Annotated in this window: 16 protein-coding genes; 8 read left to right on the forward strand and 8 right to left on the reverse strand. The window is 61.6% G+C overall.

Translation table 11 applies throughout. The features are described 5' to 3' along the window. Window positions 1–42 precede the first annotated feature (42 nt). Window positions 43–405, reverse strand: a complete 363-nt coding sequence (locus tag U5A65_RS00420; protein WP_321913271.1) for a BON domain-containing protein — start codon at window positions 403–405, stop codon at window positions 43–45. Between the two features lie 164 nt (window positions 406–569). Further along, window positions 570–797, reverse strand: coding sequence for a Sec-independent protein translocase subunit TatA (gene tatA / locus U5A65_RS00425; protein ID WP_321936956.1), 228 nt, complete (start codon window positions 795–797; stop codon window positions 570–572). A gap of 216 nt (window positions 798–1,013) precedes the next feature. Here tatA and U5A65_RS00430 point away from each other — a divergent pair, with 216 nt between their 5' ends. The 3 genes from U5A65_RS00430 (at window position 1,014) to U5A65_RS00440 (ending at window position 3,255) form a co-directional block, all read left to right on the forward strand. Then, window positions 1,014–1,856 carry an AraC family transcriptional regulator gene (locus tag U5A65_RS00430; RefSeq protein ID WP_321945116.1) on the forward strand — a complete coding sequence of 281 codons (843 nt, stop codon included), beginning with the start codon at window positions 1,014–1,016 and terminating at the stop codon, window positions 1,854–1,856. Between the two features lie 95 nt (window positions 1,857–1,951). Next, a complete protein-coding gene (locus U5A65_RS00435; protein ID WP_321913268.1) occupies window positions 1,952–2,329 on the forward strand; it encodes a cupin domain-containing protein in 378 nt (125 codons plus the stop codon). 206 nt (window positions 2,330–2,535) lie between these two features. Continuing rightward, window positions 2,536–3,255 carry a transposase gene (locus U5A65_RS00440; RefSeq protein ID WP_321945117.1) on the forward strand — a complete coding sequence of 240 codons (720 nt, stop codon included), beginning with the start codon at window positions 2,536–2,538 and terminating at the stop codon, window positions 3,253–3,255. 49 nt (window positions 3,256–3,304) lie between these two features. Here the strand turns inward: U5A65_RS00440 and U5A65_RS00445 are convergent, their stop codons facing one another. Next, on the reverse strand, window positions 3,305–4,276 hold the full coding sequence (locus U5A65_RS00445) for a LysR family transcriptional regulator (RefSeq protein ID WP_321936950.1): 972 nt from the start codon (window positions 4,274–4,276) through the stop codon (window positions 3,305–3,307). A 119-nt stretch (window positions 4,277–4,395) separates the two neighbouring features. On the opposite strand from U5A65_RS00445, the gene U5A65_RS00450 reads away from it, so the two are divergent. Then, entirely contained in the window at window positions 4,396–5,253 is an 858-nt protein-coding gene (locus U5A65_RS00450) for an oxidoreductase (protein ID WP_321913265.1), read from the forward strand. 42 nt (window positions 5,254–5,295) lie between these two features. Here the strand turns inward: U5A65_RS00450 and U5A65_RS00455 are convergent, their stop codons facing one another. Then, complete coding sequence (locus tag U5A65_RS00455; protein ID WP_321913409.1) at window positions 5,296–5,901, reverse strand: glycine zipper 2TM domain-containing protein; 606 nt, start codon at window positions 5,899–5,901, stop codon at window positions 5,296–5,298. Between the two features lie 268 nt (window positions 5,902–6,169). Between U5A65_RS00455 and U5A65_RS00460 the strand changes: the two genes are divergently transcribed. Further along, window positions 6,170–6,478, forward strand: a complete 309-nt coding sequence (locus U5A65_RS00460) for a DUF4148 domain-containing protein (RefSeq protein WP_321945118.1) — start codon at window positions 6,170–6,172, stop codon at window positions 6,476–6,478. Window positions 6,479–6,621: 143 nt separating this feature from the next. Continuing rightward, the gene (locus U5A65_RS00465; protein WP_321945119.1) at window positions 6,622–12,105 is read left to right on the forward strand and encodes an AAA family ATPase; all 5,484 of its coding nucleotides are present in this window, start codon (window positions 6,622–6,624) and stop codon (window positions 12,103–12,105) included. A gap of 310 nt (window positions 12,106–12,415) precedes the next feature. On the opposite strand, the gene U5A65_RS00470 is transcribed toward U5A65_RS00465, so the two are convergent. Further along, the gene (locus U5A65_RS00470; RefSeq protein ID WP_321945120.1) at window positions 12,416–13,006 is read right to left on the reverse strand and encodes a cytochrome c; all 591 of its coding nucleotides are present in this window, start codon (window positions 13,004–13,006) and stop codon (window positions 12,416–12,418) included. 133 nt (window positions 13,007–13,139) lie between these two features. On the opposite strand from U5A65_RS00470, the gene U5A65_RS00475 reads away from it, so the two are divergent. Further along, on the forward strand, window positions 13,140–13,886 hold the full coding sequence (locus U5A65_RS00475) for a VC0807 family protein (protein ID WP_321913261.1): 747 nt from the start codon (window positions 13,140–13,142) through the stop codon (window positions 13,884–13,886). 57 nt (window positions 13,887–13,943) lie between these two features. Here the strand turns inward: U5A65_RS00475 and U5A65_RS00480 are convergent, their stop codons facing one another. After that, the gene (locus U5A65_RS00480; protein WP_321945121.1) at window positions 13,944–15,860 is read right to left on the reverse strand and encodes a kelch repeat-containing protein; all 1,917 of its coding nucleotides are present in this window, start codon (window positions 15,858–15,860) and stop codon (window positions 13,944–13,946) included. Between the two features lie 421 nt (window positions 15,861–16,281). Here U5A65_RS00480 and U5A65_RS00485 point away from each other — a divergent pair, with 421 nt between their 5' ends. Next, entirely contained in the window at window positions 16,282–16,584 is a 303-nt protein-coding gene (locus U5A65_RS00485; protein ID WP_321913259.1) for a DUF4148 domain-containing protein, read from the forward strand. 198 nt (window positions 16,585–16,782) lie between these two features. Here U5A65_RS00485 and U5A65_RS00490 read toward each other — a convergent pair whose 3' ends face one another. Both U5A65_RS00490 and U5A65_RS00495 read right to left on the reverse strand, forming a co-directional pair. Further along, entirely contained in the window at window positions 16,783–17,040 is a 258-nt protein-coding gene (locus U5A65_RS00490) for a DUF4242 domain-containing protein (RefSeq protein ID WP_321913258.1), read from the reverse strand. Between the two features lie 57 nt (window positions 17,041–17,097). Next, window positions 17,098–20,721: an AAA family ATPase gene (locus tag U5A65_RS00495; protein ID WP_321945122.1), complete on the reverse strand. Its 3,624-nt coding sequence runs from the start codon at window positions 20,719–20,721 to the stop codon at window positions 17,098–17,100. Between the last annotated feature and the right edge of the window lie 25 nt (window positions 20,722–20,746).

A 20,746-nucleotide genomic window follows, 5' to 3' on the forward strand; every position in this document is an offset into this window, starting at 1 on the left:
CGCACGAACCGGATGTCCTGCCTGTTTGCCACCGCGGTGTATTCAACCGTTCCCGCCGTGAAAGAGCGTTAGCTTGTTCGATACCGAAGTGACGCCCTGCACCGAACGCGTAACCTCTTCCGCCTGGCGGATCTGATCGCCAGTGCGAACCGTTCCGCTCAGCGTCACGGCGCCGCTACGCGCGCGAACGAAAACGCCGGAAACGTTGAACCCTTGCGCTCTGGACAACGCACGCCGCACAGCACGGGCGAGTGCGCGGTCCGACTTCGTCGCGCTGGGCGCTGCCTGCGTCGTGGACGGCGCCATCGACGCGTCCATTGGCGCACTCGCCGACTGGGCTTGAGCGATCCCAGCAGCGGTCAACAGAAAAAACGCACACAAGGCGTATCGCAGGTTCGATTTCATGACCACCTCCTGTCGTTGCCGCGCAGAGATGCAGCGGCCGCGATCCATATTGCACCTCCATGCGCGCACTTGCTCCGGCGGCGCGCAAAATGGCCGAATTTTCCCGCTCGTTCATCGTCCGTTTTACCCCGTTCTACCGCTGGATCAGACTAAAACGCTAATGGTTAGCGGAAATCGCGTGAACGCTTCACGTCCTTTGCTTCCATGTCGACCGCGCCGCTGCTCGGCAATTCACGCGGCGTTTCGGGCGTTTCGCTTTGCGCCATGCCCTCCTTGAATCCCTTCACCGCACCGCCCAGATCGCCGCCAATGTTTCGTAGCTTCTTCGTACCGAAAATTAGTGCCACGATTAGGAGAACGATCATCCAGTGCCAAATGCTCAATGAACCCATAACTGAAATCCCTCACTTTCCCGTCGCGCGCTTCGCTCGCGACAAATAACATGAACCTTGCGGCCCGCTACGCGCTATTGGAACGCGAGGGTGTATCCCAGTCATTTCATGAATCGATCGTTTTGTAGACGCATGTACCGACGCACGCAGTAGATACACGCCAGTACAAATCGAAGTGTGTAATATCGACTGCAACGTTTCTTTGGGAGCCGTCCCATGCTGAGGGTACTTGAACCGGGCGACTACTTCGGCACCACCACCCTGCAATACGGCGATGACGGCATCTCGGTCGTGGAGACGCATTTCGCAACGGATCTGATCATCCCGCAGCACGAACATGTGAATCCGTTTTTCTGTTTCGTGCTGGACGGCCGCGGTACACGATCCTGGCCGACACGCCGTGGCGAGGACGGCCCGATGTCACTGACGTTTTTTCCCGCAGGCGTACCGCATGCAAATTGTTGGTACGGGTCCGGCGGACGGGCACTCCATCTCGAGTTTTCGCCCGCGTGGCTGCAGCGGCTTGGTGGCCGCACACGGGTTCTCGATCGTCCCGATGACTTTGCCAGCGGAACGCCGCTGTCGTTCATGCGCCGCCTGGTGCGCGAGTGCCGCGAGCAGGATTCGGCTACGCCGTTGGCCGTGGAAGGTCTGGTACTCGAACTTCTTGCAGCGTGCGAGCGGTCCGTCCCGCGTGCGGCAACGGTTGTCGGTGCGCGTCGATGGCTCGGCCGCGTGGAGGCATTGCTGCACGATCGCTTTCGCGAGTCGTTGACGCTGGATGAAATTGCTTCGGACAACCATGTTTGCGCCGACCATCTCGCACGTGAATTCCGCAAGCACTTTGGCTGCACGGTGGGTGAGTACGTGCGCCAGCTTCGGCTTGACTTCGCCTGCGATCAATTGATTCGTGGCCACGATTCGCTCGCAGCCATCGCCCAGGCCGCCGGCTTCACCGACCAAAGCCACTTTACGCGCGTCTTTCGTCGCCGGATGGGTCTGACACCCGGCGCGTACCGCGCGCAGTTGCTCGAACATCGCTCCCGTACCAAAGACTGACGCTCCGGTGCAAGACCCACAGAACGCCTATCGCCTAGAGTGGCTCGCATGTTCCATACGAACCCGCGCACGAACCCGCGTTCATGGAGATTGATGTGAGCACCGATGCCTTTCCATATCTGACCCGTATTAACGTCCTCCACTCATTCGGCGAAATCATCGACATTCCTGCCCTCGTGGCGGCGAACACCCATCCCTGGTACAACCAGACGCTCTGTGAAGTGAATCAGTCGGTGGTTCGGCTGGGCGTCGTGCAAGGCGAATATCACTGGCACAAACATGACGCAGAGGACGAGTTCTTTTATGTCGTGAGCGGACGCTTTCTGATTGATCTTGAGGACCGCGTCGTGGAGTTGAGTCCGGGACACGCTTTTGTCGTACGTAAAGGCCTGCTGCATCGCCCGCGAGCGCCAGAGAAAACGGTGATCCTGATGGTCGAGGCAACGGGAATCGTTCCTACTGGCAACGCGTGATGTCTCGCTGCTATTCAGCGATGGCATAAAAAACGCCGTTTGCAATCGTCAAATCAGTGAACTGAGGCCAGAAAAAAGGCTTGTTCGCAACGCGGAGGCGCGCTCGCCACCCCTAGAATTTGATCGTGTATTCACGTTACACAACGCCCGAGCGTCCGATCCCCAATCGGATCGCTTTCTCCTATCGGATTTCCGGTTAATTCAGCATGACACGGCTCGCACGGCACTACGTCCCAGAACAACCGCAGCACGTTATCTTGCAGGGGCTCACAGGGCCCGCATTTCTCGACGAAGGAGACTATCTTTACTTTCTCGCCTGCCTGGCGGACGCCGCGCGCGTTGCCGATCTGGCAGTCCACGCGTGGGTACTCATGCCCGACGCGGTGCAGTTCCTCGTCACGCCTTCATACGAGTCGAGCGTGGCCATGGCGATGCAGGCGGTCAGCCGTCGCTATGTCGAAACGTTCAACCGCCGCCATGGACGTCGCGGTACGGTGTGGCGTGGCGGGTACCACGCAACCGTGATCGAGCCCGACCGCTATTTCCTGCTCGCAAGCCAGGTCATCGATCATGCGCCGGTGCGCGCTCGCCTTGCGGCCGAACCGGGAAACTACGCGTGGTCGAGCTACTCGCACCACGTCGGGCTGCGCGTCGATCGCTTCATCAAGGAACATCCGCTCTATCGCGCGCTCGGCAATACGCCGTTCGAGCGCTACGAGTCATACCGCGAGCTGGGCGCACAGCCTCTTGATGAGCGCGAGGTCGATAATCTGATGCAGTCCACGCTCAAGGGTTGGGTGCTCGGCAGCGCCGCGTATTGCGAGTGGGCGGCGCAGACAGCCAACCGGCGATTGACGCCGCTACTGCTGCGCGACCGCCCGCCCAAGGTTCGCGCGGCAGGCGCCTTTGCGCACGAAGGCAACTAAGGAAGAAGCCAGGAAACCTTGCTCGTTTGGGGGGTGCAATGCCTGGCGACTATCCACGCCGCTTCGCAGCACGCTTGTGCTGAGGCTGCTGCGCAGCGCGAAGTTCGGACGCATCGAGAAAGAAGTCCCGGTTGCCGGCCATGCGCTCGACCATGAAGTCGATGAACGTCTTCACGCGCAGCGATTGTTCAGTTCGATGCTTATAGTAGATGTAAATCGTGCCGTATTCGGTGGTGTGCTCCATCAATAACGGAATGAGCCGGCCGCTGCGAATATGCGTCGTGGCGTTAAAGCTGCCCAACTGCCCGATGCCGAGCCCCGAAAGCACAGCCTGCGTTTCCAGTTCCGTATCGTTCACGCAAATGGCGGCGGGCACGTCGCGATAGACGATTTCGTCGCCGATACGGAACTGCCACTGCGCAAGCTTTCCCGTGTTTGCGCGGCGGTACCCGGTGCAGCGATGTTGAGCGAGTTCCTCAATCGTGCGCGGCGCGCCATTGCGCTCGATATATTCCGGCGAAGCGCACACGATCAGCTGAATCGGCACCAGCCGGCGTGCGATCGACCCACCCGAAGGCGGCGGTCCACCGCGAAATCCCACGTCGGAGCGGTCGGTCACGAGATCCGTGAATTGATCGTCGAATTGCACTTCGAGTTGCACGTTCTGGTAGCGCTTCTGGAATTCCTCGAAGTACGGCCACAGGACCGGGAGCCCGAATGCTCGCGGCGCGCTCACGCGCAGCATGCCTGCCACATCCTCTTGCGAACGCCGGGCCTCGTCGAGCGCAGACGCCAGAATGGCGAGCGCCGGCTCCACGCTGTGAAGAAGCCGCTGGCCCTCCTCGGTCAAGCTCAACTTGCGGGTGGTCCGATGAAAGAGCCGCACGCCCAGCTCCTTCTCCAATTGCATCACCGCATGGCTCGCGGCCTGCGGCGAGATGCCTTGATCGACCGCCGCGCCGCGCAGGCTTCCGAGCGCCGCGGCCCGCACGAAAGTGGTGATCGCACGAATTTCGTTCATTTCCGGAACCCCCGATTCGCAAACAAACGTTGATTATCACTCCAGTAATATACGGCTAGTTCGTGTCAATCGTCGCGCTTACCATGGCGTCACCTCATCACACACGTAGGAGAGACATCATGGCTGACGCTCAACAAGGTGGCTTCAAACGCGTATGGTTCATCACCGGCGCTTCGCGAGGCATTGGCGCATTGATTGCCGAAGCAGCGCTCGCAAACGGCAATGCTGTCGTGGCCGCCGGACGTAACGTGCAGGCTATCGTTGAGCGTCTGGGCGAGTCGGCAGCGTTGCTGCCGGTTGCGCTCGACGTGACCAACGAGGCCCAGGCCAAGCAGGCAGTGCAGTTGGCGCTCGAGCAATTCGGCCGCGTCGATGTGCTGGTCAACAACGCCGGCTTCGGTCTGCTCGGTGCGATCGAAGAATCCGCCGACAAGGACGTGCGCCGCATGTACGACACGAATGTATTCGGACTGCTGAACGTCACGCGCGCTGTGTTGCCGACGATGCGCGCAAACCGCGCGGGTCACGTGATCAATATTTCATCGATTGGCGGCTATCGGGCCGCGGCCGGATTCGGCGTGTACTCGTCGACGAAGTTCGCCGTCGAAGGCATTACGGAAGCATTGCATGCCGAACTGAAACCGCTGGGCATTCACGCAACCGTTGTCGAGCCGGGGTATTTCCGCACGGATTTTCTCGATGCGTCCTCGCTGGTCGTGGCGCCCGACGTGATCGCCGATTACGACGAAACCTCGGGCGCGGTTCGCCGCAAGGCCGAGCAAATGAATCACAATCAGCCCGGCGACCCGACGAAGCTTGCTGCCGCATTGATCACGCTCGTCGACGCGGCTAACCCGCCGCTGCGCCTTCCGCTCGGTACGGACACCCTGGCCGCCATCGCTGCGAAAAATGCTTATGTGACGCAGGAAACGCAAACGTGGAAGGACCTGTCTGCGTCGACCGATTTCGCTGCATGACTGGCGCGCCCGGGTAGGACCGCTCAGCGACAGCAGGCGGAATCAGTAGCGCGCAAGCTGGCTGCCGTTGACCTGCACGCGGTCGCCCGGGCGCAGGTCGCCGGGCGTCGGCACGTTGAACGCGCGGGTGGAGCCGTCGCTCAGTTGCACGTCGATCTGGAATCCTGCGGGCTGGCCCATCTGCTGACCGATCTGGTTGCCCGCATAAGCGCCGCCCAGCGCGCCGATGACGGTAGCGGCATCGCGGCCGTGGCCGCCGCCGATCTGGTTGCCGAGCACGCCACCAGCCAATGCGCCGACCACGGCCCCGGCGATGCCCGATGCACCGGTCGCGCTACTCAAGGGCTGAATCCTCGAGATCGTGCCGTACTGCGTGCCATATTGGTTGCCGTATTGCGAGTTGTACTGCGAACCGTACTGGCCGTTGCTTTGCGTGTCATACGGCTGTTGCGGCGCGGGCGGCGGTACGTAGGCGGGTTGCTGCACGGTGCCCGGTTGTGCATAAGCAGGCTGGCTGTACTGGGCCTGGTAGCCTTGCTGTGCGCCGTACGGCGTGTATCCCGGGGCAACGCATGCCGACAACGAGAGACTTGCTGCGGCGACAAGCGCGGCAGTGAGAACGGACCTGGTAGAGAACATGGGCATCACAGTGTGGTTCGCATTGCCGCCGCGCCGGGCACGACAAGCGTAAAGAGGAAGGCGACAAGCGCGGCAGTATACGGAAAGCGCGTACAAACGGGCGCTGCGCGACGGTAACAACGTGTAAAGTCCGTTGCTGGGTGAACGGCGCGGGCGCTTTCTTCACTTCGTACTGCGCCTGGGCCGATTGGCCTAAGGCAAAATGAACGCGTAAGTCACGCGTGCCCGTCGCATCGCGCCGCTAGCGTTGCGCCAATCACACGCGTGGAGACGCACTATGAATCGCTACCCAACATTGCGCCCTGCGCTGACCGCGTTTGCGCTCCTGTTGACTGCCTGTACCGCCGGCGGCATGCCGCAAAGCGGGCCGCATCTGAGCCCAACGCAGTGCCGCGACCTGGCCGCCCTTAAACGCAACGCGCCTGCGACGATGGCGCAACACCAGAGCGAACTCGCGGCTCTGAGAAAAGCGGGCTACAACCCGTCACCATGGAACGACCCCTACTATCCCGAGGATCTGGAGGCGGCGCAGCGCCGGGTCGACGATTGGTTCAACATGGAGTGCCCGCCGTTTCATCCTGGATGAGATGACGCGATCCAACGACTTCCGTCGCGAGACTATGCACACCATGACGTAATACGTTGCGCGCGCAGCCATTTGTATCGCGAATTGCGCCACGACGAAGAATGTGTATGCTATCCGTAATAGATAATCGCATTGCAGCGTCGATGGATAAAAAGGCAAATATTTTGTGGGACGACGGGGAACGTATCTTCTGGAGGGAACCGTCCTCGACGTTAGCTGGCCAGGATGTATTGCATGCGCGGCTCGCCGCAGAGCAGCCCTCGCCCGCCAGTCTCGAGCGTCTTGCCCGCGAGTTCGGGCTCAGAGACGAGCTTGATGGCGAATGGGCAGTGCGCCCGCAAAGACTGGTGCGCGAAGGCGGTCAGGCCTTGTTGTCGTTCGACGACCCCGGCGGCGAGCCGCTCGCAAGGCTGCTTGGCGCGCCGCTCGAGACCGGGTATTTCCTCGAACTCGCCATTGGCATTGCCGCCGCGCTCGGCAAGCTGCATCAGCGGGGCCTCGTCCACAAGGACCTCAAGCCCGCGCACATCTTCGTGCATTGCGCCGATGGGCGGCCACGGCTCGCCGGATTTGGCCTGGCCTCGCGCCTGCCACGCGAGCGGCACGCACCGGAGCCCCCCGAAACCATCGCCGGAACGCTCGCCTACATGGCGCCCGAGCAGACTGGCCGGATGAATCGCTCGGCCGATTCGCGCAGCGATCTGTATTCGCTCGGTGTCACGTTCTACCAGATGCTCACGGGCGCCCTGCCGTTTGCCGCCAGCGACGCCATGGAATGGGTGCACTGCCATATCGCAAGAACGCCGTTGCCGCCGCACACGCGCGCGGATGCCGTCCCCACGGCCATCTCGCGCATCGTCATGAAGCTGCTCGCGAAGACCGCCGAGGAGCGCTACCAGAGTGCCGCCGGTGTCGAGCATGATCTGCGGCGTTGCCTCGCCCACTGGCAGCGTCACCGTCACATCGACGACTTCGCACTGGACGAACACGGCGCCCCTGGCCGGCTCATGATTCCCGAGCGGCTTTACGGGCGCGAGCGCGAAGTCGATTCCCTCGTCGCCACGTTCGCCCGTATTCTCGAGAACGGCATGCCGGAACTGGTGCTCGTTTCCGGTTATTCGGGCATCGGCAAATCGTCGGTGGTCAATGAGCTGCACAAGATACTCGTGCCGCCACGTGGATTGTTTGCGTCCGGCAAGTTCGACCAGTACAAGCGCGATATCCCCTACGCGACGCTTGTTCAGGCGTTCCAGGGGCTGGTGCGCATGCTTCTGGGCAAGTCCGAAGCGGAGCTGACCCGCTGGCGCACCGCATTGCTCGAGGCACTGGCGCAGAATGCGGCCCTCGTGAGCGACCTGATCCCTGAACTGAAGCTCATCGTCGGCGAGCCGCCCCCCGTTCCGAAACTTGAACCGCAGCAGGCGAAACAGCGCTTCCTGCAGGTGTTCCGGCGCTTCATCGGCGTATTCGCCCAGGCCGACCATCCACTGGCGCTTTTTCTCGACGACCTGCAGTGGCTCGATGCAGCGACACTGGACCTGCTCGCGGATCTGCTGTGCCAGCCGGACCTGCGCTACCTGATGGTCATTGGCGCCTACCGCGACAACGAGGTGGATGCCACCCATGCACTGACGCTCAGGCTTCAGGCCGTCCGGAACGCGGGCGCGAAGATAGCGGAAATCCGGCTCGCGCCGCTCAACCGTGCACACATCGGGCGTCTGATCGCCGATGCGCTCCACTGTGCGCCCGAATCGATCGAGCCTCTGGCGCACCTCGTGCGTGACAAGACCGGCGGCAATCCGTTCTTCGTCATCCAGTTCCTGCATGCGCTGGCCGAAGGCGATCTATTGACGTTCGACCCTGATGCGCGGCAGTGGCGCTGGGATACCGAGCGCATCCACGCGAAGGGTTACACCGACAACATCGTGGACCTGATGGCCGGCAAGCTGACCCGCCTGCCGTGCGCAACGCAGCACGCGCTGCAGCAGCTTGCCTGCCTCGGGAACGTCGCGGACATCGCCACCCTCTCGGCTGTGCTCGGCATGCAGGAGACGCAGGTTCATGCCGTGTTGTGGGAGGCGGTTCGCCAGGAACTGGCCGTGCGGCTCGACGGCGCTTACGCCTTCGTTCATGACCGGGTCCATCAAGCCGCCTATTCGCTGATCCCGGAGGCATCGCGCGCCGACGCCCATCTGCGCATCGGCCGGCTGCTCATCGCGCAGACGCCGGACGACAAGCGCGAGGAGGCGATCTTCGAGATCGTGGGGCAACTCAATCGCGGGGCCGTGCTGATCGGCGACCAGGACGAACGCGAGCAACTGGCCGAACTCAACCTGCTCGCCGGCCAGCGCGCCAGGGCGTCGACGGCCTACACCTCGGCGCTCGCCTATGTCAGCACCGGCGCGGCGGTACTGGGCGACGATTGCTGGCAGCGTCGCCATGACCTGCTCTTCACGCTGGCGTTGAACCGGGCCGAATGCGAAATCCTCACGGGACAGCTGCTGGCCGCCGAAGCGCAACTCGCGGCCCTGGCAAAGCGTGCCTCGACCCCGCCCGAACGCGCCCAGGTCGCATGCAGGCAGATGGAGATCTACGTGCTCCTTCGCCAGACTGACACCGCGATCGCTGTTGGCCTCGCCTTCCTTCGTCACGCAGGCATCGCGTGGTCGCCTCATCCGGATGAGATGACCACGCGCAGCGAATACGAGCGCATCACGTCACTGCTCGGCGACCGGAGCATCGAAGCACTCATCGATCTGCCGCCAATGAACGACGTGGCCGCCCTGGCAACCATCGAGGTGCTGACCACCCTCGTCCTGCCTGCCATCGACACCGATGCGAACCTTGCCTGCCTGACGCTGTGCAAGGCAATCAATCTCAGTCTCGAGCATGGCAACGCCGATGCCTCGTGCGTGGCCTACGCGCGTTTGCCCAGATTTTCCGTCCTGCTTTTCGGCGACTACAAAGTCGGCTTTGAATTCGGCCGGCTCGCCTGCAAACTCGTGGAAGAGCGTGGCCTCGAACGGTATGAAACGCGCACGTATCTGTGCTACTCGCTGTATGTCGCACGCTGGGTGGAACCCGTGCGGGCATGCATTGACCAGCTGCGCTGCGTATACGACACGGCGCACCGGACCGGCGACCTGACATATGGCGCCGTCGCGTACGCGCACCTCGTCCAGACACTGCTTCTCATCGGCGACCCGCTGCCCGACGTACAACGCGAGGTCGAGTCCTGCCTTGCGCACGCGAAGAAGCTGCAGTTCGGCATCACCGTCGACTTTATCGAAGAAAAACTCGCGTTGATCCGGACCCTCCGGGGCTTGACGCCCGTCTCAGGCAACCTTGAAGACGCGCAGTCTGAACAGCTGCACGCTGAACCCGGCCTGCCCCAATCCCCTGTTGAAAATACAAGATGGTACTGGCTCCGGAAACTGCAGGAGTGCTATCTAGCTGGCGAGTATGAGGCAGCCATGGCGGCTGCGTCGAACGCACAAGGTCTCATCTGGACCACCGCGTACGTCTACAACGAGGCGGCCGAATACTACCTCTATGCCGCGCTGGCGCAGGCTGCCCGTTGCGACGCCATCCCGTCTGGCGAACTACCGCAGCACCTGGAAGCACTGAGTTCCCGTCACGACCAGCTTCGCATCTGGGCGAATCTGTGCGCGGAGAACTTCGCAAGCCATGCCGCGCTGGTCGGTGCCGAAATCGCCCGTATCGAGAACCGCGTAGTCGACGCCGAGATGCTCTACGAGCAGGCTATCGAAACAGCAAAAGAAAGCGGCTTTACGCACGTCGAAGCAACGGCCAACGAACTCGCTTCGCGCTTTTATGCAGCCCGCGGCCTTCAGAAGATTGCGCGTGTGTACATGCAGGACGCACACTACGGCTATCTCCGCTGGGGCGCCAACGCAAAGGCGCGGCAGCTCGAGGAAAAGTATCGGTACCTGCGGACCGAAGAGACCGTGCCCGGACCGACGAATACGATAGCCGCGCCAATCGAGCACCTCGAGCTGGCGACCGTGATCAAGGTCTTGCAGGCGGCTTCAGGCGAGATCCACCTTGAAAGGCTGATCGAGATGGTCATGCGCACGGCCATCGAACAGGCGGGCGCGCAGCGAGGTCTGCTGATCCTTTCCGACGGAGATGATCACCGCATCGCAGCGCAGGCCACTATTGCCGGCGACGGGGTGCGCGTGCAACTGTCCGACGAACCGGTCACTGCTGCGTTGTTGCCGGAATCGATCCTCAACCATGTCCTGCGTACGCGCGAGAACCTCTTCCTGGACGACGCCGCAACCGATCCCAAGGCCGATGCCGATCCCTACGTGCGCGAACATCGCGCACGCTCCATTCTGTGCCTGCCGCTGATGAACGGCGCCAAGCTCATGGGCGCGCTCTACCTCGAGAACCATCTCACTGCCCGTGTGTTCAGCCCCGCCCGGATCGCCGTGCTGAAGCTGGTGGCCTCGCAGGCTGCGATTTCGCTCGAGAATGCCCGTTTGTATCGCGACGTTGCGCAACGCGAAGCCAAAATCCGCCGCCTCGTCGACGCCAATCTCATTGGGATTTTCATCTGGGGCCTCGACGGACGACTGATCGACGCCAACGATTCATTTCTCCACATGTGCCAGTACGAGCGTGAGGATCTGGAGGCCGGGCTCCGATGGTACGACATGACGCCTCCCGAATGGCAAGCGCGCGTCCCACGCGAGTTGGAAGAGCTTGAGGCGACCGGCGCGCTGCAACCCTGTGAAAAGGAGTTCTTCAGGAAAGACGGCAGCCGCGTACCCGTTCTCATCGCCGGCGCGGCATTCGAAGAACAGCCGAACCAGGGCGTGGCTTACGTGCTCGATTTGACCGGGCAGAAGCAGGCGGAAATGAGAATCCGCGAGAGCGAAGAACGCTATCGCGAGATCCAGGCCGAACTCGCCCATGCGAACCGTGTTGCGACCATGGGGCAACTCGCGGCCTCGATCGCTCACGAAGTCAGTCAGCCCATTGCCGCGACGGTGAGCTATGCCGAGGCTGCACTGCGATGGCTGAACCGCGAGCCTGCCAACCTCACCGAGGCCGGCCTAGCGCTAGGCGGGATTGTCAGGGACGCCAACCGTGCCGGGGACGTGCTCTGGCGACTGCGGCAACTGATCAGAAAAGCGCCACGCAAAAAGGAACCCGTCAACCTCAACGAGGCGATTCGTGAGATCGCCGAACTGGTCCAGGGAGAAGCACGCAAGAGCGGCACCCAGCTCGCGTTGCAACTCGCGCAAGATTTGCCGGTTATCGAAGGCGACCGTGTGGAACTGCAGCAGGTGCTGCTGAACCTGATCATCAATGCGCTGGAGGCGATGAGCAGCCTCGGTGGCGTGCGGCACGTGCACATCAGCACCGGCGAGGCCGAGGCCTGCGTGATCGTGACCGTGCGCGACTCGGGCCCAGGCTTTGGCCCGAATGCCGAGAACGCGTTCAACGCGTTCTATACCACGAAGGAGACCGGGCTCGGCATGGGGCTTTCAATTTGCCGCTCGATCATCGACGCACATGGCGGTCGCCTGTGGGCGAGCGACTGCTCGCCGCGCGGCGCAGCCGTTCAATTTACGGTACCGCGGCATTCCGCCGTTTGATCGCGACTGTAGCGGTTGCCACCAACAGGCGGCGTCAACGAGCGCTTAGGAGCCCGGATTGTGAGCGTTGCCCGGGCATTTGCGTGATCGCTCGAGGAAAAAGGCATACAGGCATTTTTACGTGACCGCTTTGATCGCCACATACCTGGCCCGCGTAATCGACGACATCAACCGCCGCCAAATGGGTTGACGGGGCCGTTGAACAGGCGGCCAACTGCACTGCGAACTGGAGAGCCACGACAACGCGCAACATGGAATTGACCCAGGAAAGACATTCAGCCAGGCGGGTGTGCACATCGGAACAGCTTCGTCAGTTTTGATCGGGCGCGGGCATGGGGCGCTTCGGAGATGCGGCCGTGCTGTCGGCTTGGGCGTTCCCATGGACGAGCAGGTCGTACTTATCCTTCGAAATTCCGCGTTCGGCGTAAATAAAGGCCGCGACTTGCCAGATTGTGTCGTCCGACTGCGTCTTCCCAAACGACGGCATGGCCGTCATGTTCACGCCATGCTTGATCGTCCAGAACATCAGAGCGGGCTTATTCCGGCGGCTCGCAGACAACAGCGAGGGCGCGGCGGGCTGAATACCCTGCCCAACCGCACTCAGTGGCCGGTCAGGTGCACCGTGGCAGAGAGCACAGCTTGCGTCATACATTCGTGCACCTGAACGAATGTTTTCAAATGAAAGCAAGTCGCCAGGCGCGACATCGGAACCGGCATGCCGATGCAACGAGGCCTCGTACGTTCCGTGCAGCAGCTTCGCGACGATCGGGTTGTCTTTGGAGCTTGCCGAGACGTCATACACCCCGGAGTACATGAAGGCCAAACCTGCGGCGCCGAGCACGACGAAGAGCGCCACAACGGTCACGACAACGGTCGCAATTCTGGTACGAAGAAACATCATGATGTTTGTATCGCGCAGCGTGTGTGGAGCTTCAATTCTCCATAGACCGGCTTGCCGAAAAGTGACGCGTGGATTACCGATTTGTTATCTTGGGTCGGCCCGCAACCCGACCTGAGCGCCCTCGCCCCACACCTTGAACGACCATCGCCGTGCGGCCAGCAACGACCAGTCGGTGGTAAGGTGCCTCGGAGATTCGGACGTTCACTTCGCGCCGGTATCGGCCCTCGCCAAAGTCCATGCGCTCGAGATGATCCCCTCTGCCCGGTACGTTCTGGCATTCGTTGTCAATGTGGCATTGCCTGCATTGGCTTACCGGATAGCGCTTCCCCACTGGGGGACACCCGGCGCGCTGATGGCGTCGAGCATACCGTTGCTGGCCTGGATCACTTTCGATTTCGCCCGTTTTCGGCACTTCGATGCCTTGAGCGCAATCGTCCTCGCGAGCCTGGCGCTGTCGCTCGCCTTGCTAACTTCGCCTGCTGGTCGATGGTTGCGCGAAGCACGTGAACCACTGGTAGGTGGTTTCATTGGCGTGCTTTTTCTCCTCTCCTTGCTGGTCAAGCGCCCACTCGTGTTCTATCTCGCGAGATCGACGCTGGCGCGAGAGCGCGAGGGACGCGAACGGGAATTCGACGAAATGTGGCAATCGCGCCCGGCACTCGCGCGATCGATCCGGCTCATGACGGCCGTTTGGGGAATCGGCCTCGTAGCCGAAAACGTGATTCGGGTCTATATCGTCGGGTACCTTGCCGGGCACGACGTGGATCGGCTCTCCACTTTGGTCAGATATGGCGCTTATGCCGGGCTGACGGCCTGGTCGATTCTGTACCGACGCGCCTACATCAGGAATCAGCAACCGCATGCCCAGTTTGAGAAATGATCCCGGCTTGAGACAGACAGCGCGCATGAAATGTCGGTCGCGATCTGCATTCCCGTATCAATGGAACAGTTCGGCGTGAGCCAGTATTCCGCGACCGAGTCCCCCGGTTATGAGCACGCTGCCGTTACCCAGTAGCGTGGCCGTGTGCTGCTCGCGCGCCCAGCTCAGGCTTGCGGTCGGCGTCCAGGTGCCCGTGGCGGGATCGTAGAGCTCGTCCGAGTAGAGGTCGCTCCCGGCCAGTCCGGCGGCGGCAAGCACGCGGCCGTTGGGCAGCAACGTGGCGCTCAGGAAGTCGCGCGCATGGATCAGGCTGCCAGTCGGTGTCCATGTGCCAGCGGGGACGTACCGTTCGACCGACGACAGTTCGACGTTTCCGTCCGTTCCGCCTATGGCCAGCACCGTACCGTCAGGCAGCAACGCCGTGGCGAAGTTGGTGCGCACCTGACTCATGCTACCCGTGGGTGACCAGGTGCCCGTTGACGGGTTGTAGAGTTCCGCAGAAGCCAGGACGCCTGAATCCGTCGCCCCGCCCACGACGAGAACGAGGCCGTTGCCCAACAGCGTCGCAGTATGGGAGAAGCGCGCTTGCGCCATGCTGCCTGTTGGCGACCAGGTTCCCGTTGCCGGGTTGTACAACTCTGCCGACGACAGCGTTCCCGACTTCCCCTCGCCGCCCGCTACGAGCACGAGGCCGTTGGGTAACAGCGTGGCCGTGTGAGCGTCACGCGCATCGCTCATGCTGCCGGTGGACGACCAGCTACCGGAAGCCGGGTCGTACAACTCCGCCGACGACTGTTCACTGCCAACGCCCGTTTTGAATCCACCCGCCACGAGCACGTGGCCGTTGGGGAGCAGCGTCGCCGAGTGGGATTGCCGCGCCTGGCTCAGGCCGCCAGTCAATGTCCAGGTGTTCGCAACCGGATCGTACAGTTCGGTGGAGGCAGTGACCTGTCTTCTTTGCCCCCCAGCGACGAGGACCTGGCCATTGGACAGGAGCGTGGCGGTGTGCCGGAACCGCCCCTGACTCATGGAACCAGCCGGTGTCCACGCTCCGGTCGCCGGTTCGTCGATGCCGATGACGATCTGCACCGTGACGCTGCCAGCGCTGTTGCTGCCGGTAAACGTATAGGTCGTCGGCGGCTGCGCCGTGGTCGGCGTCCCGCTGATCGCGCCCGTCTGCGGATTCAGGCTCAATCCGGCAGGCAACGCGGGCGAGACCGAGAAGGAGGTGATTTCATCGCCGGTGGACTGCGGCTCGTCGTACGAGATTGGATGGCCCACGACGTAGATGGGAGCGAGATCCCAATAGCTGAGGCTCGCCGGCGGCTGAGTGACTGCGTGCACCTCGATCGTGAGTTGGGTCTCGACAAAATCGGCACTGTTGCTGCCGGTCACCGTGTAGACGGCCGGCGGACTGACTGCCAGCGGTGTGCCGGAAATGACGCCTGTTTGCGGATCGAACTGAAGCCCCGCAGGCAGGGCCGGCGAAATGCTGTACAGGGTAATTTCTCCGCCCGTGGCGATCGGCGTGTTGGGAATGATTGCCGCGTTGGTCGTATAGATCACTGCGGCGTTCAGGTAGCTCAGGCTTTCCGGGGGGACCACTTCAGCCTTGACCTCGATCTCGACCTTGATGGACTCGCTTCCCGCCGCATTGCTGGCGTTGATCGTGTAAATCGTGTCGGGAGAAACGCCATTTGGCGTGCCGCTGATCGCGCAGGTCTGAGGATCGAGCGATAGCCCCGCAGGCAAAGGCGGCGATATGCTGCACTGTGTAATGGGGCCACCGCTGATGCTGAGCGTATCGGGAACAATTTCAGCGCCCTGCGAGTAGACCACTGCAACGTCGCGTTCGGTCAATCCGGCCGGCGCCGACACGGGCGTGGTGTTGGCGCCTCCACCACCACCGCTGCAACCTGCAGCCAGCGTCGCGGCAAGCAGCAGCGCGCAGGTCACGTTTTGCTTGATATGCATGGATTCGACCCTCGCTCGGTTTTATCAGCTTAGGTCGTGTGGCGAAAATCAGCCAAAAAATAGTGGCGAGCGCGGCATGACCTGGTTAGGAAACGTGCCCAGTAACTCCCGTATGAGCATGACATTCGCGTCCAGAGCTGGCTTACGCCACCGTGGGTTAGTTATCCGAAATTGATCGTCTGGGTTAGTCTGGCTTATCGAGCCACTTCATCACGATAGAACGCGTAGACGGCAGCGTCTCGTTTTCACGCTGGACGGCCTCCATCAAATGATGGAGGCCAAAACGATCACTCGCGCATACGATTGAAATGAACGACAACGTCAACGTTTGAGCGCTATAAAGTGCGGCAAACGTCGAACGAAAGTCCGGGCCGTTTGCGGCCCGAATCAACTGGAGTCACTCACCTGGAGGTGGGCAATCATGAAGCCGCTAGTCCACACAGTTTGCGCGGTCGCCGTTATTGCGATGCCAATTGCATCGTCGGCGCAGTCAGACGGGGCGCTGACGCGCTCGCAAGTGCAAGCAGAAATCGCTCAGCTACAACAAGCCGGCTTCAATCCGGCGAATGCGAATACCGTCGACTTTCCTGCCAATATGCAGGCCAACGAGACCAGTGCTGCGGGCCAGAGCAGCGGCTATGGCCCTGCAACGAACGGGTCGTCCCAGACGGGACGTCCGGCCAGCCCGAGTGGGATGAAGCCGGTTTTCTTTGGCGGGTCGTAAGCGTTTTCGTCTGATTGATCTGGGCGATGTGGAGCACGCCGTCTGTAGTTGGGACGGCGTGGGAGGTCGTACTGTGCGCCGCGATGGCGGCCGAATGTCGGTCGCCACTTGCGGATTGCCGCCGCTGCGAGCTTTCGTTGGCGGCAATGCTGTCGTTGCATAGACAGCCATCAGACATTGCATCCGTGCTCCCACCTTCTAAGTAAACATTTCCGGCCGCAAGTCGCTGACCTCGATGATCACATCGGCCGGCAGATTTGCCCGACGTGCGGCGGCGCGGATGGCGTCGGCGTTGGGCGCCTCATACAGACAATAAGTCTTCTTCTTGTCGGCGCTGAGAAACGAAAAAAGCCACTCGACGCCTTCCTCGTCGTTGATTCTTTTCACAGTTGCAGCACTTTCTCCCGTGACCTCGAGTTGTTCCGCAAAATTGCGTTCAATCATAAAGCGCGGCATGTGACTCTCCTTGAGTAGCGGCGGATCATTGCGCGTCAAACGGTGCGCCAGCCTGTGCTATCTTCTGAGCCAAGCTTCTGTCTGCGCGGTGCCGATGCGCTCCACGAGCGCGAACATCTTGAGTTTTTTGGCTGCGGCTGCGGCCATCGACAGCAGATTTTGCGCTCGTGCTCTATCTTCGCTGCCATTGCGCGCCGCCAGCATGAGCGCGTATTCATGCCGGCCATGCGCCAGCCAGGGCCACGCGCGCAAGCGCTCATCCATGTGCAGCGCGTATTCGAAATGCTGTTCGGCAGCAGACCAATCGCCGAGAGCATGGGCCAGTATGCCAAGAAACCGTGCCGCAGATCCGCAGCAAAGCGTAAAGACTGGAACCGTGACGACCTGATCGCGGAATGGCAGGAGAAGGGCATAAATCCGTTCGGCACGTTCGACGTCCCGCAGGCGCGCGGCAACTTCAGCTAGATAGGTCAACGTAACAAGCCGCTTGCTGTCCACGGGGATACCGGATTCCGATTCCGCGATCCGCTCGAGATTGTCACGGGCCTGCGCTTCGAAGCCGAGATCATTGCAAATCAACATGAATCCTGGCCGCCACGTAGTGTCCTCGGAATGCTCATCGACAAACCGCTTGAAGATCGGCGCTACCTCAGCGAGCCGGCCCTGTTCGCGGCGGACCGTAAACATCTGCATGCCGTAGACGCCCGTTGCGAGATTCGCGTCAGCGTTCTGCGCCATCTGCAACGAGTCGCGCGTCTTGCGCTCCGCCTCAGCGAAGTCGCCAACGAGTATGGCCCGCATTGCCTGGGCCCCCGTAACGCACCACTTGTCGACGAAGTGCTGTCCGCTGGCGGCAATCTCCCGATACCGTTCCAGCGCGCTCTCAAAACTGTCCACCTCGCCGATCTCCAGATAGCCGGCAAGACATCGGGCGCACGCATGACCGATGGTATGGGCATCGCCGAGATCTTCCGCAATCTGCCTGAGCTCAAGCAACACGCTTTCTCGCTGCGCAAACCGGTTAGCAGGCAACGGGAGAGCCCCGACATGCATCAATTCGCACGCCAATGCGTCGAACAGGCTCGGCAGATCGTTCAGGCGTCTGGCGAGATCGACGACCTCCAGCGAAAATTCACTACGATGTTCGCGTGCACCGGTCATATGAACTGTGCGAACAAGGCGACTCAACAGGCGGCAACGTTCGACCGACTCCTCGGTGCCGATCAGGGTGAGCGCCTCCTCCAGCAGAGAAATCGATTCATCTCCGGAGCCTTCGAGGAACGTCTCGGCGGTGTCAAACTCCAACGCTGCCTGCACGAGATGCGACGTCAGCTTCCGTTCGCGGGCAATGCAGGCCGCCTCGCGGAAGGTCGCGATCGCCTCGCGCTGCGCCAGTCTGAGCTCTGCTCTGCCTCTTGTCAGCAGCAGCGTCAGCAGGTGGCTGGACCGAGTCGGCTCGCTGCAGGAGCAGCGGTTGACCAGCTCAAGACCGCGCCGCACATGGGCGATCGCCTCGTCGTAGGCGGCACCCGCAAGTGCCCGCTGCCCGGCCTGCTGCCAATAGCCGATCGCGCGATCCGGCAGATCGGCTGCAGCGAAGTTTTGAGCGATCAGTTCGGGTTGCCGCTCGACGACGTCCGGATAATGTTCTTCAAGAGCGGCGGCGATTAGCGCATGGTAGTGGCGACGGTGCGCAAGCAGCAGGGATTGGTATGCAATCTCCTGGATCAATGCGTGCCGGAATAAATAGGCGTCCCCGCCAGTGAGTTTCCCTGAAGCTGGAATAATGATTTCGGCCGCGATCAGGCAATTGAGCTTTTGCTGAAGTTCATCCTCCGGCCTCGACGCAATCAACCCAAGCAGCTTCCTGCCGAACTCGCGTCCCACTGTCGCTGCGATCTGCGCGGTTTCCTTGACTGCTGGCTCCAGCCGGTCGAGCCGCGACAGCAGCGAGCCCTGCAGCGTGTCCGGAATCGCGATCGTCTGCGCCGTGCCTTTCAACTCGTAGCTGAGGCCGGCATCCTGCAACAGATCGCCCTGGAGCACGGCCTTGGTCAGCTCCTCGACGAAAAGCGGCACACCGTCCGTCTTTGAGACGATCTGATCGAGTACCAGATCCGGAAGCCGTTTGCCACCCGTCAGTCGCCTGATCATCGCAACGCAATCGCGGCGCGATAGCCGATCGAGATTGATCTGTACGAGATGAGGGTAAGTCCATCCCGGCTCAAACTCGGGCCGCGCGGTGACCAGTACCATTAGCCTGGCGGACACCAGTTGTTCAACCGCAAGCCGAACAAACTCCAGGGATGACGGATCGATCCAGTGCGCGTCTTCAACAACGACAAGTACCGGCTGAACGCGCGTTGACGCTTCGAGCATCGCCACCAGCACGTCGAGCGTCCGGCGCTTGAAGGAAGGGGAAGAGGTGTCAACGGCCGGACGGCGATCTCCTTTTGGCATCCAGAGCAAGTTTGAAAGAACAAGAAGCGTCTCATCGGCATCGACCCCGAGCCTTGCAATCCCGGCCGCCAGGCGCTCCCTATCCGATGCATTCGAAGCGTCCAGGCCGACGCCGAACGTGCGCTGCAGCCAGCGTTGTACCGGCCAAAATGGGCTGTTGCGATAGTACGCGGAACAGTGAAGCGAAATGATCGTATGCGCATCTTCACTCATGCCGTCGCAGAGCGCCCGCAGCACGCGAGATTTGCCGATTCCCGGCGCGCCGGTCAACAGCACGCAGCGCATTTCGCCATCGACACTCTGTTTCCAGCGCCGCCGGATCATCTCGAGTTCCGCGGTCCGGCCGATGAGCGGTGTGATCCCTTGGGCCGCCCTGATTTCGAAGCGGTCGATCGTATCCGCTTGCGCGAGTACACGTTGAACCCGGACCGGGCCCGTGACCCCCTTCAGTTCATGGCATCCAAGGTCTTCAAGCTTGAACGATCCTTCGATCAGGCGCTGGGTGGCCGGTCCCACGACTATCGCATCGGGCGGGGCGAGCGACTGTAGCCTCGCGGCGATGATTGGCGCCTCTCCAACGATCGAGCGCTGAACGAGCGAAGAGCCAGCGCCAATCGCGCCGACTACGACAAGTCCCGTCTCGATCCCTATCCGCGCCTGCAGGCGCACGCCGTACTCCGGCTCGATGAATTCGTTGGCCTCACGAAGCGCAGCTATGGCGGCGAGAGAGGCAAGCACCGCACGTATGGCATCGTCTTCGTGCGAATCGGGATAGCCGAAATAGACGTCCAGGCCGTCGCCGATATAGTGAGCGATATGGCCTTCGTGAGCTTCAATCGCGCGTGCACAAGCTTGATGGTAGACCCCTAGCAGACGTCGCATGTCCTCTGGATCGAATCGCTCCGCTAGCGCTGTCGAATCGATGAGGTCGACGAACATCACCGTGATTTGCCGCCTCTCTGCATCGATGGCTTCGGAAGCCGGCGACGAAGACAAGGCTCTGCATGCCTCCACCGGCACAATCGAATGTGCGTGGGCTTCGGTCAGCGCCGCAAGTCCTTTTGCGAGCCGCTTCCGGTCGCCAAGGGTAAGGCCAAGCTCCTTCAGGTCAGCCTCGGAAAGATCGCCGAGCACATCCCAGTCAATCCCTTGCGACCTGAACTTTGCAGCGTGCGCGCCAAGGCCAACCTGCGCTAACCATGTCGTCAGATCGTCGGTCATTGCTGCATCTCTGGAATGCCCATCC

Source organism: Paraburkholderia sp. J10-1 (assembly GCF_905220165.1).
Classification (GTDB): domain Bacteria; phylum Pseudomonadota; class Gammaproteobacteria; order Burkholderiales; family Burkholderiaceae; genus Paraburkholderia.

Bases quoted from the DNA above. Each gene is read 5' to 3' on its own strand.
- U5A65_RS00420 (WP_321913271.1), bottom strand. From the start codon at position 405: ATGAAATCGAACCTGCGATACGCCTTGTGTGCGTTTTTTCTGTTGACC.
- tatA (WP_321936956.1), bottom strand. From the start codon at position 797: ATGGGTTCATTGAGCATTTGGCACTGGATGATCGTTCTCCTAATCGTG.
- U5A65_RS00430 (WP_321945116.1), top strand. From the start codon at position 1,014: ATGCTGAGGGTACTTGAACCGGGCGACTACTTCGGCACCACCACCCTG.
- U5A65_RS00440 (WP_321945117.1), top strand. From the start codon at position 2,536: ATGACACGGCTCGCACGGCACTACGTCCCAGAACAACCGCAGCACGTT.
- U5A65_RS00445 (WP_321936950.1), bottom strand. From the start codon at position 4,276: ATGAACGAAATTCGTGCGATCACCACTTTCGTGCGGGCCGCGGCGCTC.
- U5A65_RS00450 (WP_321913265.1), top strand. From the start codon at position 4,396: ATGGCTGACGCTCAACAAGGTGGCTTCAAACGCGTATGGTTCATCACC.
- U5A65_RS00460 (WP_321945118.1), top strand. From the start codon at position 6,170: ATGAATCGCTACCCAACATTGCGCCCTGCGCTGACCGCGTTTGCGCTC.
- U5A65_RS00465 (WP_321945119.1), top strand. From the start codon at position 6,622: ATGGATAAAAAGGCAAATATTTTGTGGGACGACGGGGAACGTATCTTC.
- U5A65_RS00470 (WP_321945120.1), bottom strand. From the start codon at position 13,006: ATGATGTTTCTTCGTACCAGAATTGCGACCGTTGTCGTGACCGTTGTG.
- U5A65_RS00480 (WP_321945121.1), bottom strand. From the start codon at position 15,860: ATGCATATCAAGCAAAACGTGACCTGCGCGCTGCTGCTTGCCGCGACG.
- U5A65_RS00485 (WP_321913259.1), top strand. From the start codon at position 16,282: ATGAAGCCGCTAGTCCACACAGTTTGCGCGGTCGCCGTTATTGCGATG.
- U5A65_RS00490 (WP_321913258.1), bottom strand. From the start codon at position 17,040: ATGCCGCGCTTTATGATTGAACGCAATTTTGCGGAACAACTCGAGGTC.
- U5A65_RS00495 (WP_321945122.1), bottom strand. From the start codon at position 20,721: ATGACCGACGATCTGACGACATGGTTAGCGCAGGTTGGCCTTGGCGCG.